We start from the raw sequence: 12,745 nt of genomic DNA, 5'->3' as shown, positions 1-12,745 counted from the left end.
GGTCTCCAAAGACCGGCTCGGGAATTGCGTGGGCTCGTCAAAGAAAAAGGGATCGACGATATACGATATTACGATATGCCGGCCAGGGTTCTGTACGGTTCGAGCGAGCGGGAGGCGGATCTGCGCTATGCGGTCCGCATGGTGATCCCCGATCCGTTTTTCTGGATAGAAAAGGGTGGACGGACCTATGCGGCTTTGGGACCGCTCGAGATCGATCGCGCCCGAAGGATGGCGCGCGTGAACGAAGTAATCCCGACCGAAGAGCTTGTCGCCGAGGAGGGGAGGCGATCGGATCCTGCCGAGCTTCTTTTGGCCTTGGCCCGCAAGCTCGGATTTCGAGTCGCCGAGGTTCCCGAAACCTTTCCCCTGGGAATCGCCGATCGGGCCGGCAAGCAAGGCCTGCGGTTTCGCATTCGGCGAGGACCGTTTTTCCCGGAGCGCCAGCAAAAGAGCTCCGAAGAGATCGAGTGGATCACGGAGGCCTTGCGGATCGCCGAAGCGGGAATGGAACGAGCTCGGGAAATACTTCAAGAGAGCCGTGCGGACTCCGAGAAGGTGCTCCGGTGGAAAGGAGGGGAGCTCACTTCGGAACGGTTGCGGGGTGAGATCGAAGCGGTGATCGCGCAGCGGGGCGGCATTGCGGAACACTCGATCGTTGCCGGGGGCACGCAGGCCTGCGATCCACACGAACAGGGGTACGGACCCCTGCATGCCGGCGAGGCGATCGTAATCGATCTCTTCCCCAGGAGCCAGGCGAGCGGTTACTACGGGGATTTGAGCCGTACGTTCGTCAAAGGGGAGCCCTCGGAAGCCCTGCAGCGTCTCTACGACACCGTCTCCGAGGGGAAGCGATGGGTATTGGAGAGGATGCGGGAGGGGGTGGACGGAGGAGCGCTGCATCGCAAGCTCGTCCGCCGCTTCGCCCAAGCGGGATATCCCACCCTGCAGCGGGAAGGGCGATGGGTCGGGTTTTTCCATGGAACCGGGCACAGCTTGGGGCTGGAGATTCACGAGCCTCCTCGGTTCGCAGCGGGCCGTTTTCGCGCGGGTCAGGTCATGACGGTGGAGCCGGGCCTATATTATCCCGACATCGGCGGCGTGCGGCTGGAAGATCTGGTCGTCGTGGAAAAAAACGGAGTTCGCAACCTCACCCGTTGCAGGGAGACCTTTCATATTCCTTGACGCTTTGATCGAAAGCGTGGTGGAGTTTAGATTGAGCCGCCGGGAAGGCGGAGCCCGATGAAAACTCGTATCCTTCGTGGCCTGCTCTTCGGATGTCTGTTGGGATGCGCGGCAACGATCGTGACGGGAAGGCTCTTCGGGCTGCCGGCCCAAGATATCCAACGGCTCCAGTCGGCGGACGATCCGGAGCCGGGTCAGGAACCGGAGGAGCGGCCCGGTCAGCAGCCGGGAGAAACGCAAAGAGGGAAGGTGGAGCCGGGAGAGCCGAAGGGGCCTTCCGAAGAGCCGTTTACTCCGGAGCCCTACTTCCCGGAAATTCCCCAGTTCCAGCCCGACGAACCCTTCGTTCCTTAGAGATAGCCGGCGACGGCCGGCGCGCGGCCCCTTATCTCCGGTTCACTCGCCAAATCAGAAGAAAGCCGATGGTCTGGAAGACCAAGTTCGGCATCCAGATGATGAGTTCCGGGAAGAGGTGGGTCTTGGCCTTCAGAGCGTCGGCCAAGAGCACGATCGCGTAGTAAGCGAGAACGATCCCGAGGCTCAAGGCGACCCCCACGGAGGTTTCCCTTCGGTGCACTTGGATTGCCAAGGGTACGCCGACGATTGCAAAGGTAAAGCAGGAGAGGGAGATGGCGAGGCGCTTTTGGAGCTCGGTCAGAATCGGCGTGGCATTGGGGCCAAGAGAGGGTGCTTGGCGTCCGAGAACCTGCTGCCCGATTTCCCCGAGGGTCGAAAGCCCAATGCTTTTCCGGACGGTGAGGCGATCGAAGAGGGTGCCCAGCGAGATCTCGTAGGGGACCTGAAGGGCGCGGGAGCCGGCAACGATGCTTTGCACGTCCTCGGGGTTGGCGACGCTCCGCTCCTCTTGCCGGCTGTTCCGCAGGGTGAGGATGATCCGCTGGTGAGGCATGTCGGCGTTGATCTCCGCCTCATCGGCGCGAATGGCCCGCAGAGGGCGGAGGGAGCTGTCGACTTCCCATATGTAGACGTCGTGAAGACGAGCTCCTGTGCGTTTGCCCGCGTAAAGACGGAAGCCATCGAACTGGTCGATCGACTTCCCGCTCTCGAAGAACGAGAGAGGATTTTGTAAAAGGACGTCGGAAAAGATCTCTTTGAACGCATGGCGGCTCTTGGGACCGACGTAGGCGTTGATCGAAAAGCTAAATAGGCTGTAGGCGAGTGCGAACCAGATCACGGGCGCAAGCAGCGGACCGATGCCGATTCCGGCCGATTTCAAGGCGATCAACTCGTGGTCTTGCGACATCCGGCCGAAAAGAAAGAGAACCGCCATGAGAAGCCCCCAGGGCAGAGTGAAGGTCAACACGAAGGGGACGAGAGAGAGGACGAGCTTGGCGATCACCCAGAGCGGGACTTCGTGATTGATGATGAGATCGGCAACGTCCCGAAACACATTCGCCAGGACGAGGAAGAACGTCAGAATGGCGGTGCTCGTCAGGCTGATCTTCAAAAGGTCGAGGAAAAGAAGGCGGTAGAGCGTTTTCATCGGTCTTGCGTGATTTTCCGGCTACCTCGGACGAGCAGGGGGTGCTAAGCTTCTGGTGATGTCGCTCTTTCTAAGGATCAACGAGGAACTCAAGGAGTCAATGCGAAAACGGGATGCGACCCGGACCTCTGCCTTACGGATGCTCAAGTCGGCGATCCAGTATGCCGGCTTGGAAAAAAAGCGGACCGGGGATCCGACCGATCCGGAGGTCGTCGCCGTGATTGCGAAAGAGATTCGGAAGAGGGAAGATTCGATCGAGCGCTACCGGAGCGGTCAGAGAGAGGATCTAGTCCGACACGAGGAAGACGAAATCGAGGTGCTTCGGGAGTTCCTCCCGGTGCCTCTTACGCCCGAAGAGTTGGAAGTCCTGGTGCGGGAGGCGATCCGAGAAACGGGAGCCACGGGTAAGTCTCAACTGGGTGCGGTAATGAAAGCCGCCTTGCAACGGGCGGAGGGACGGGCCGACGGAAAACAAATCCGCGAGATAGCCGAGCGGCTTTTGGGCTCCCAAGGCTCCTAAGAGCTGCAAGCGAAGGATGGAAGAGAGGTTCTGGCTGGGGTTGGCCGGGCTCTTCGCTTTTCTTGGCGCCTTGCGTGGGGCTTATACGCTCGGCTCGCGTGCCAAGGAAGGGAGCCGGATGGTGGATCTATTTCTTCTGGCCGCCTTGGGAAGTCAGTCGCTCTTCCTCTACTTTCGAGGGAAAAGCATCGGCCATTGCCCGATCACCAATTTACTGGAGACGGTGGCCTTTTTGGGCTGGGCGCTGCTCCTGGTCTACCTGTTCGTGGGATCGGCCTATCGGCTCTCCGTGCTCGGGTTCTGTACGGCGCCGGTCGTTTCCCTTCTGGACTTTGCCGCGTTGATCGCCCCGATCGATCGGGCGAAGCCGTTGCCCAAGATGGGATGGCCGTTGGAAGTCCATGGAACTCTCTTGCTTCTGGCCTATGGAGCGTTGGGGATCGGGGCGATCGCCGGATTGCTCTATCTTTTCGAAGACAAAACACTCAAGAGCCGCCGCCTGGCCGGGTGGTTTTATACCTTTCCCGCTCTTGGAGATCTGCTCGTCGTGCAAAGAAGGTTGCTGAATTTGGGCTTCGTGTTGCTTACCGTAGGCCTTCTTGCCGGAGTGTCGCTCTCGATCCGCGGCAGCTGGGATTGGGTAAAGCTCTTCTGGTCAGTCGGGGTCTGGCTGCTCTATCTTGTCTTGGTGTGCGCGCGAAGCGTCTTCGGCTGGCGCCAGCGACGGGTCGCCCAGGGCATGGTATGGGGGTTTCTTTTCGTAATGCTGACATTTTGGCTCATCAACAATTGGAGTCGTGCCCATCAATTTCGGATGTAACCTGAAATGAGCGGCGGCACTCCGCTCGCGCGCCGGAGCGTCTCCAGGCGGGAGAAGCGGAGGGGCGAAGTCGTCGCGTCCCGCTCCGGACGGAAACCGGAGAGGAAGATCGGAGACGGGGAGATATGCAATTTCTCGTGGGTGGCGGGCTGAATTATGAGAAAAGCCCTTTGGAGCTCCGCGAGCGCGTTGCTTTTCGCGGCGAGGAGCTGGGCCGCGCGCTCCCTCTCCTGCGTCAGGAGCTGGGCTTGGAAGAGGCGGTGCTCCTTTCTACCTGCAACCGCGTCGAATACGTCGGTATCACCCAGGATGCGAATCGATGCCGAGCGGGATGGGCACGCTTTTTGGAGAGCTATCACGGCTATCCGGCGAATTGGGATGCCTATTCCCAATTCCGTCAAGGACGCGCCTGTATCGACCATCTCTTCGAGCTGGTTTCCGGTCTTCGATCGATGGTCATCGGAGAGACCGAGATTTTCGGGCAAGTGAAGGCGGCCTACGAGGCTGCTCATCGAATGGAGATGACCGGAGTCTGGCTGAACCGCCTCTTTCAGACCTCCTTTTCCGCCGCGAAGGCGGCACGGTCGAGAACGTTCATCACTCGCGGAAACGTTTCGGTCAGCTCCGTTGCCGTGGAACTCGCCGAACGTCTTTTTGGGAACCTCGCGGGGCGATCAGTCATGGTGCTCGGAGCCGGGGAAGCCAGCGAGAAGACGTTGCGTGCCTTGGAGGGGCGCGGGGTGAGCCTCCTGCTGGTCGCGAACCGAACCTATGATCGCGCATGCGAGCTCATGAAAGAGCTCCATGGGGAGGCGATTCACTGGTCGGAGTTCTTGGACCGGAGCGTGAGCGTCGATATCGTGATCAGCTCGACATCGGCTCCTCATTACATTCTGACTCGAGAGAGGCTTCTTCCTTTGCTGGAGAGAAGGAAGGGGGACCCCCTTTTTCTCATCGACCTGGCGGTCCCTCGGGATATCGACCCATCCGTCCATTCTTTAGACGGGGTTTACTTGTATAATATCGACGACCTGCAACTGATCGCCCGACAGAATCTAGAGGACCGAGCCGCCGAAATCGTCCGGTGCCGCCGGCTGTTGGAGCCTTACATCGAACGCTTTGCACAGTGGGCGGATCAGAGGCAAAAACGCTCGCATGGCTCGGATGTCATGAGAGACTTTCGGACGGCATGATGCGGTCGCTCGTCATCGGAAGCCGTCGAAGCGGCCTGGCTAGGGTCCAAGCGGAATGGGTGAAGAACACTCTCGAAGGCTCGTCGACCGGTCGCAGCTTCACGATCGCCTTTCTCGAAACGTCCGGGGATCGCTGGTCGGAGCGGGGAGAAAAGACTTTGCCCGGCAGAGGAATCTTTACCAAGGAGCTGGAAAGCGCCCTGCTCCGCCGGGAGATCGATATCGCGGTCCATAGTTTGAAAGATCTCGCGACCGAGCTCCCAGAAGGATTAACCCTCGCTGCCGTTTCCCCGCGCGAAGATGCCCGGGACGTTTGGGTGAGTCGGAGCTTCCCCCATTGGGAGGCTGTTCCTGCCGGATCGACGGTGGCCGCGGGGAGCCCGAGAAGGGTACGACAGCTCCAGGAGCTGCGACCGGATTTCTCCTTTTGCGAAATCCGAGGGAATGTGGATACCCGCTTGCGGAAGGTCGAAGCAAATCCGGATTGGGCCGGGACGGTCCTTGCCGCCGCGGGATTGAAGCGGCTAGGGCTATTCAACCGTGAATTGCATTTCTCCTTTTTCTCCTTCGAGGTCCTGTTGCCGGCGCCGGGCCAAGGAGCGTTGGGCATCGAGGCGCGTGCCGAGGACAAGGAGGCCGTGGGGCTTCTTCGATTGCTTCATGACGAGGGTGCAGGTTGGGAGGTGGCCGCCGAGCGAGCATTTTTGCGGAGCCTGGGCGGCGGGTGCCGTTCGGCGGTGGGAGCGAAGGCGACCGTGGAGCGGCACGAGCTCGTCTTGGAAGGGATAGTTTGGGTCGAAGCTCTGGGGAGGAACTACCGAAGGAGGATCGTAGGGCCGGCGCGGGAGGCGGAATCCCTCGGAAGAGCCCTGGCGGAGAAGCTCCTGAGCGAAACGGGATCTGCGCACGGCGGCGACAAGGAGATCGAATGAGCGGGGGAAAACCGGAAGGAAAGGTCTATCTGGTCGGAGCTGGGCCTGGCGATCCAGGGCTCTTGACGCTCCGCGGGCGAGAGCTTCTCGCTCGGGCCGACTATGTCTTTTACGATGCCCTGAGCGCTCCCGAACTGTTGCGGTGGACCAATCCCAAAGCGCGGAAGATCTTCGTCGGGAAATCGAGCGGACGGCAAGCGTTCTCTCAAAAGGAAATCGAAGAGCACCTTGTCCGCTGTGCTTCGGAAGGAGCGCAGGTCGTTCGTCTCAAGGGAGGAGATCCATTCCTTTTCGGGCGTGGCGGCGAAGAGGCGGAGGCACTCTCCGTGGCAGGGATCCCCTTCGAAGTCGTGCCGGGCATCAGCTCGGCGTTGGCCGCTCCAGCCTATGCCGGAATTCCGCTTACCCAACGAGGGATCGCCTCCACCGTAACGATTGCGACCGGCCACGAAGATCCGGCGAAATTGGAAGCATCGGTGGATTGGGCCGCCTTGGGCAGGCTGGCGGGAACGAAAGTGATCCTGATGGGAGCGGAGAGAATCTCGGAAATCTGTCAACGGCTTCTTGAAGGCGGAGCTCAGGATCAGTGTCCGATCGCGGCGATTCGATGGGGAACTTTGGGAAGGCAAGAGGTGAGGGAGTCCACTCTGGGCAAAGCGGCGAGCGGCGAATTTCCCCTCCAGGCTCCCTCTGTCGTCGTGGTTGGCGACGTGGTGAAGCTGAGGAATCGGCTTCCTTGGCGGGAAAAGCTGCCTCTTTCGGGGCAACGTGTCGTAATCACGCGAAGCCGATCGGAATCGAGCATTCTGGGGAAGCGGTTGCGGGAGGTGGGGGCCGACGTTCTGGAGATCCCGACCATACGGATCGTCCCTCGTCCCTTCGGCGAGAGAGAGAGGGCGTGGATCCGCCGCTTGGCCTCGGATTTTTCCTGGGTCATCCTCACAAGCCCGGTGGGCGCCGACCTCTTCCTGAGCCACGTTTTCCAGGCGACCGGGGACTTGCGAACGCTCGGCAGACTGCGATTTGCCGCGGTCGGAAGCGCTACCGCGAAGGCCATCCGACGCTTCTATCTCTCGGTGGACCGAATGCCCGAAAGTTATACGACGGCGGCGCTGGCTTGCTGCTTCCGGCCGGAGGAGTTGGCCGGCTCTCGGCTCTGTCTGGCTCGCAGCGCTCTTGGCAACCCGGAGTTGGCCGACACGCTGCGGCGATTCGGTGCCGAGGTGGAAGAGTGGGTGCTCTACGATACGGAGCCGGAGAACGAGGATCCGACGGGGGCGAGAGCCAGGTACTTGGAGGAGGGAGCCCATTGGATTCTCTTTGCAAGTTCGAGCGCAGCCGAAAATTGGCAGAAGCTTGGCCTTCAACCGGCGAAAGCGGCTCTTTCCCCTCGGGCATTGAGCATCGGTCCGATCACTTCCCGATCGCTGGAGCGACTCGGAATCTCGGTGTTCGCAGAGGCTGGAGAGCACTCCATCGATGGACTGGTAACGTGCCTTCTTCACCTTGTGCAGAAAGGACGATAAGTGGATCGTGTGACCGTCGAGCAGAAGTGGGATGCTTTCCTGTCTGCCGCCGGCCATTTTCGGTCGACGGACCGGATCTTTCTCTTATTCTTCCCTTGTTGAAGTCTCTCCGGAAGGGGTGGAGCGAGAGAGAGCGCCGTTACGCCGATCGGATCCAGCCGGGAAATGGCTTCCAAAGAACACTCATAGAACGGAAGGAGGGGAATGGTGGACCTTCGCGCACGGGAGCTCGTGGAGAAAGGCAATCAAGCGCTTGCCGTCGGGGACTTGGAACGGGCGGTTGCTGCCTATCGAGAAGCCGCTACCGAAGACAACTCCTATTTTGATGCGCAGCATGCCTTGGCCGTCGCTCTATATAAGATCGGAGCCTATCAAGAAGCGATCGATGCCGCTCTACGGGCAACGAGCCTACGGCCGGAGGAGCCTCTGGTCTGGACCACGCTTTCGCTTGCCTATCAGAAGCAGGAACGGATTGCGGAAGCGGAGCAGGCGGCTCTCAAAGCAAGAATCTATTCGTGGAAGAAACAAGCGAGTGAGCAGCAGAGCGAAGAAAAATGATATTGCATCGGTTCTCAGTGTAAGTATTAGTAGGGACATGAGGCTAACACAGATTACGAGTGCACAGCTTAGCGAGATCGCAAGGCTCGTGCAGGAGAAGGAAGGTCTCCTCAAGAAGGTCTCTGAGATCAATAGGAGGCTGCAGTACTTGCCGGCGGAAGGCCGCCGTCGCAGCCGCGGCGGAACGACCGCGACCAGAGGGCGTATTCCCGGAAAGGCGGGTAGGCACCCTGGAAAATTAAAAGCCGCAGTGCTCGACGCCTTGGAGGAGGCGGGATCCCAAGGGTTGTCTGTAAAGGAACTTTCTGCGAAGCTGGGAGTAAAGGCCAATAATTTGTATAGTTGGTTTTACACGACGGGAAAGAAGGTCGCGAATTTGGTGAAGGGTGGAGACGGGCGCTATATCTATACTCCGGCCCAAATGGAGAAAACCGACCACGATGCGACTTCCGGTACGTGAAGTGGGGAGAGTGCGAGCTCCCAAGAGGGAACGCGGATGCGAATGGAAGAGATCGTCGCAGCATCCGTCCCTTTTTGCGACACCCCGCCCCTCCTCGATTCTCCGCGCACCTCCTGCCACGGCGGATCCCAGCAGGCAGACCCGTGGGAGGTTCTCTCCTGGCAGGATCTGCTCGGAGAGCGTTGCCGGAGCTCCGGCAACGCTCTCGAATCGGACCGTCGGCACTTCGCGGCCGATTCGAAAGTCGTGAGAACGGTTCTTAGCGCGGTTGCAGGGGCTCGATGACTTTGAGGAGAGAGTCGCCGCTCCGCAATTGGATTCCGGGCGCGGCCGAGACGCGTTTGACGATGCCGAGTGCGATCGAGGCCCTTCGGGCGAACGAATGGGCTACGCTGGTGATTCTGCCGACCTCTTCTCCGTCGCGCCATAGGCCGGCACCTTTTTGGAGCTTCTCGACGAGCGGAGGCGCGGCGAGGAGGACGAGCGCCCGGTTGGGATGTCCGATATGGTGGACGCGAGATATGACTTCCTGACCCACATAGCAGCCCTTTTGATAGGAAATTGCCAGAGGATCCAATCCGACCTCCTGAGGAAGGTCGCCCGGGTGAAGCTCCGCTCCCCACTGCGGTAGTCCCGCTTCCAGGCGAAACGATTCCAAGAGCGCCGCGGGGACGGGAGGGCCCGCGTCGACGGCGATAGCCGACGCAGTCCAGAGATCCCAGCCGGGTAGACCGTATCGGTTGCTGCGAAAGGCGACCGCGTCGGGAGGGAGAGCGAATGACGATGGGGTGAAAATGCGATGAAGCCTCCAATCATCGAACCGTTCGAACTCGACGTCGTCGGCGGCGAGGAATCGACGCAACCGAGTCTCGAGGATATCCCTTTCCGAAGTCGGTCCGTCAATCCAGAGCGCGTCGTCCGTGGCACCGATCCAAAGATCGCCAAGCAGCTTCCCTTTCGGTGTGAGGATTGCGGCGTAGATCGTGGAGCCGGCCTTGAGAAGGCCCACATCGTTGGTCACTTGGCCGTTCAGATAGCGGACGCGGTCCGTGCCGGTCACTTTCCAGAGGGTACGATCGGAGACGACCGCATTCGCGATTCTGCCCGAATGGATGTCGTGGTAGAGTCGTTCGGGATCCATAGAAGCCTTTTCCTATAGGAAATCTGTTTTCCGGGAAATGTCCACTTTCCTCGGCGAGATAGGTCTTGGATTTGCGTTGCTCGCCCGGGCGGGAGCTGCGGCAGAAGGTTCTCAGCGGTTCCGGCCGACTCTTCTTCGAGGAAAGAGTCGAAGAAGCTCCGAAGCTTCCGAAGAGACAAGGGCAGGTGGAACTGGCGTGGCCGCGCCGACTGGCATAGGCTCGGGGCGGCGGAGAAAAGATGGAAGCGGGAGCGGAGGACATTCGCTGGATGGAAGCGGCGTTGGAGCAGGCCCGTTCGGCCGCGGAGAAAGGGGAGGTCCCCGTGGGGGCCTTGGTGGTCTGCGGAAGCAGGATCGTCGGGCAAGGAGGAAACTCGATGGAGCTCTTCCGGGATGCGCTGGCACATGCGGAGATGCAAGCGCTTCGGGAAGCGCAAGCGCGAATCGGGGATTGGCGGTTGGAGGGATGCACGCTTTATGTAACCAAGGAACCTTGCCCTATGTGCGCGGGTGCGGCACTCCAAACGCGGATTTCACGAATCGTCTACGGTCTGGCCGATCCGCGCTTCGGGGCCGTCGAAAGCCGATGGCGGCTGTGCGAAGGAACGAACAGGCGGGTGGATGTCTCAGGCGGGCTGTTGGCTGGGGAATCGCTTGCTCTTCTGCAACGGTTTTTTACCGCGGTGCGCCGAAGGAAAAAGTCAGTTGCTTCCGCGAGAGCGGCGCGTTACTTAGGGAGTCGCTTTTATGGGGGATGATGCCGGGGTCGTTCGTGCGTTCCAGCAGGCCTTCTGCTGTTCCTTGCCGTTGTACTGTCCGGGGCGTTACGCCGTCCGCCTCCGCGCAACTGGAAACGGTCGGTTGACCCCCGATTCTTTGGTAGAAGCACCCAGGGAAGATCAGCTCTACGTCTTCGGAGGAAATCAGGTGCGTGCGATGGGGCACGCAGTGGAAGAGCTGGCGTTTCAATCCGCAGGAGGAGAGCTGATCGTGCTTTTCCCCGATCTTGATGCCTTTCTGCCTTTGCGGGATCGATATGCGCAGCTCGCAAAGAAGCCGTGCCGCGTTCGCGTTTGGGCCCCGGGAACGCCGCCCAAGCGTTGCTCCAAAATCGACTTCGTGGTCTCGGTGCATCCGCGACTAGCCAAGTATCGACTTTTTCTTTTTTCGGGCGCGGACCATTCCGCCCTCGTTTGCTGCAAGCAACTTGGACGGGGAAAGGGAAACGGGGAACCGGAGGGTCTCGCCTGCCAAGAGCGATATGTCGGCTTTTGCAGCTTTGATCCGTATGTGGTCGAGTCGGTGCGCTGGCGCTTCAATCTCTTGAGTTGCGGACTGGAAAAGCTGGTTCGCCGATGGGAAGGGTTTTTCCCTCTGCCGACCCCCCCGCTCCGGGCCATCGATGATTTCGTAAAGAGCCAATCGACGCTGGGAATCGGTGACTTCGGCGGCTTGTCTTAAGGGGAACCGGCGTTGATACCTAGTTTCCCAAGCGGGTTTTCCGCCGGGGCGGCGGAAGGGCGAGCCCCCCTGCATTTCCTCGGCATCTGCGGTACGGCCATGGGGGCGGTCGCAGCTATGGTGCAGGAAGAGGGGTGGGAGGTAGGCGGCTCCGACGAAAACGTCTATCCGCCGCTTTCGACATTTTTGGCCTCCCGTGGAATTGTCCTGCACGAAGGATATCGACCGGAAAACCTCCCGTCGGAGCCCGAAGCGATCGTCATCGTGGGAAACGCGATCAAGCGAGGAAATCCCGAGCTAGAGGCGGTGCTCGAGGATAAGCGGTTTTATCTTTCCCTTCCGGAACTCCTCAAATTCCTTTTTCTTCGGAAAACGCGGAACTTCGTGGTGGCCGGTACCCATGGGAAAACGACGACGGCGTCCCTCCTTGCTTGGCTCTTTGCTGCCGCAGGGAAGGATCCGTCTTTCTTGATTGGTGGACTGCCCGGCAATTTCGGTGCCGGGGCTCGCAAAGGGAAAGGCGATGTTTGGATCTTGGAAGGCGATGAATACGACACCGCCTTCTTCGATAAGCGGAGCAAATTCCTCCATTACCTGCCGGAAGTCGTCGTCATCAACAATATCGAATTCGATCATGCGGACATCTTTCCGGACCTTGCAGCGATTCAACTCTCGTTTCGACGGTTGATTCATTTGGTGCCGAGGAACGGGCGGGTCATCGTCAATGCGGACGATCCGAACAGTCTGGCAGTCTGCGAAGGAAGTCCGGCCCCCGTGACGACGGTAGGACTCGGTCCGCGGGCGGACATTCCGATCCGCGCCATCGAGTACAACCAAGAGGGTTCGGAGTTTGAAATGTTTGGGCGCCGACTTCGCATCCCCTTGGTCGGAGAACTCTACGTCCGTGATGCGGGGATGGCGGTCGCAGCAGCCGTCCATGGGGGAGTTCCTCTCGAGTCGATCGCAGAGGAGGGGTTGCCGGGCTTTTTGGGCGTTCGCCGGCGAGGAGAAATCCGCACCGAGGTGGATGGAATTACGGTGATCGATGACTTCGGCCATCATCCTACGGCCATTCGGGAGACGCTTCGATCGCTCCGGCTCCGATTCCCGCAGAGGCGCATTTGGGCGATTTTCGAGCCGAGGAGCAACACCACGCGTCGGGCGGTGTTTCAGCGGGTGCTCCCCGATGCGTTGGACGGCGCCGACGGCGTTTTTCTCGCCGATGTTGCCAGAAAAGATCAGCTTCCCGACGTGGATCGGCTCGACCCTCGGAAAGTCATCGAAGATCTTCGGCGGAAAGGGAAGCCTGCGTTTTTCGAACCCGACGCGAGCGCCATTGCGAACCACATGGCCGATCTGGCCGAACAGGGAGACGTTCTTGCGGTCTTCAGCAATGGAGGGTTTGACGGCATTCAGGAGAAACTGGCGGCTGCCTTACGGCGGCGCCA

Annotated in this window: 14 protein-coding genes; 12 read left to right on the top strand and 2 right to left on the bottom strand. The window is 60.1% G+C overall.

Going from position 1 to position 12,745, the window contains the following annotated elements; genetic code table 11:
- The first annotated feature begins 75 nt into the window (after positions 1–75).
- Together FN369_RS06040 and FN369_RS06035 are read left to right on the top strand one after the other, a co-directional pair.
- Entirely contained in the window at positions 76–1,182 is a 1,107-nt protein-coding gene (locus FN369_RS06040) for a M24 family metallopeptidase (protein WP_142525292.1), read from the top strand.
- Positions 1,183–1,239: 57 nt separating this feature from the next.
- On the top strand, positions 1,240–1,536 hold the full coding sequence (locus tag FN369_RS06035) for a hypothetical protein (RefSeq protein WP_142525291.1): 297 nt from the start codon (positions 1,240–1,242) through the stop codon (positions 1,534–1,536).
- A 31-nt stretch (positions 1,537–1,567) separates the two neighbouring features.
- Here FN369_RS06035 and FN369_RS06030 read toward each other — a convergent pair whose 3' ends face one another.
- Entirely contained in the window at positions 1,568–2,686 is a 1,119-nt protein-coding gene (locus FN369_RS06030; protein WP_142525290.1) for an LptF/LptG family permease, read from the bottom strand.
- Positions 2,687–2,744: 58 nt separating this feature from the next.
- Here FN369_RS06030 and FN369_RS06025 point away from each other — a divergent pair, with 58 nt between their 5' ends.
- The 7 genes from FN369_RS06025 (at position 2,745) to FN369_RS05995 (ending at position 8,695) form a co-directional block, all read left to right on the top strand.
- Positions 2,745–3,206, top strand: coding sequence for a GatB/YqeY domain-containing protein (locus FN369_RS06025; RefSeq protein WP_142525289.1), 462 nt, complete (start codon positions 2,745–2,747; stop codon positions 3,204–3,206).
- Between the two features lie 16 nt (positions 3,207–3,222).
- Complete coding sequence (gene ccsA / locus FN369_RS06020) at positions 3,223–4,026, top strand: cytochrome c biogenesis protein CcsA (protein WP_142525288.1); 804 nt, start codon at positions 3,223–3,225, stop codon at positions 4,024–4,026.
- Positions 4,027–4,151: 125 nt separating this feature from the next.
- A complete protein-coding gene (gene hemA / locus FN369_RS06015; protein WP_142525287.1) occupies positions 4,152–5,219 on the top strand; it encodes a glutamyl-tRNA reductase in 1,068 nt (355 codons plus the stop codon).
- Positions 5,216–6,151 carry a hydroxymethylbilane synthase gene (gene hemC / locus FN369_RS06010; protein WP_142525286.1) on the top strand — a complete coding sequence of 312 codons (936 nt, stop codon included), beginning with the start codon at positions 5,216–5,218 and terminating at the stop codon, positions 6,149–6,151. Before hemA ends, hemC begins: the two co-directional genes overlap by 4 nt.
- A complete protein-coding gene (cobA, locus tag FN369_RS06005; RefSeq protein WP_142525285.1) occupies positions 6,148–7,677 on the top strand; it encodes a uroporphyrinogen-III C-methyltransferase in 1,530 nt (509 codons plus the stop codon). The genes hemC and cobA overlap by 4 nt, the downstream gene beginning before the upstream one ends.
- 204 nt (positions 7,678–7,881) lie before the next feature.
- Complete coding sequence (locus tag FN369_RS06000) at positions 7,882–8,235, top strand: tetratricopeptide repeat protein (protein ID WP_142525284.1); 354 nt, start codon at positions 7,882–7,884, stop codon at positions 8,233–8,235.
- Positions 8,236–8,272: 37 nt separating this feature from the next.
- Positions 8,273–8,695 carry a hypothetical protein gene (locus FN369_RS05995; RefSeq protein WP_142525283.1) on the top strand — a complete coding sequence of 141 codons (423 nt, stop codon included), beginning with the start codon at positions 8,273–8,275 and terminating at the stop codon, positions 8,693–8,695.
- A 259-nt stretch (positions 8,696–8,954) separates the two neighbouring features.
- Here FN369_RS05995 and ygfZ read toward each other — a convergent pair whose 3' ends face one another.
- Positions 8,955–9,836: a CAF17-like 4Fe-4S cluster assembly/insertion protein YgfZ gene (gene ygfZ, locus FN369_RS05990; RefSeq protein ID WP_142525282.1), complete on the bottom strand. Its 882-nt coding sequence runs from the start codon at positions 9,834–9,836 to the stop codon at positions 8,955–8,957.
- Positions 9,837–10,075: 239 nt separating this feature from the next.
- Between ygfZ and FN369_RS05985 the strand changes: the two genes are divergently transcribed.
- The 3 genes from FN369_RS05985 to mpl form a co-directional block, all read left to right on the top strand.
- Positions 10,076–10,594, top strand: coding sequence for a nucleoside deaminase (locus FN369_RS05985; RefSeq protein ID WP_142525281.1), 519 nt, complete (start codon positions 10,076–10,078; stop codon positions 10,592–10,594).
- Positions 10,584–11,297, top strand: a complete 714-nt coding sequence (locus tag FN369_RS05980) for a hypothetical protein (RefSeq protein ID WP_142525280.1) — start codon at positions 10,584–10,586, stop codon at positions 11,295–11,297. Before FN369_RS05985 ends, FN369_RS05980 begins: the two co-directional genes overlap by 11 nt.
- Positions 11,298–11,309: 12 nt before the next feature.
- Positions 11,310–12,745, top strand: a 1,436-nt coding sequence (mpl, locus tag FN369_RS05975) for a UDP-N-acetylmuramate:L-alanyl-gamma-D-glutamyl-meso-diaminopimelate ligase (RefSeq protein WP_342799713.1), incomplete at its 3' end; no start/stop codon positions are given.

The organism is Methylacidimicrobium cyclopophantes (genome assembly GCF_902143385.2).
In the GTDB taxonomy this organism is placed as follows: domain Bacteria; phylum Verrucomicrobiota; class Verrucomicrobiia; order Methylacidiphilales; family Methylacidiphilaceae; genus Methylacidimicrobium; species Methylacidimicrobium cyclopophantes.
This window is presented reverse-complemented; position numbering and strand designations above follow the sequence as displayed.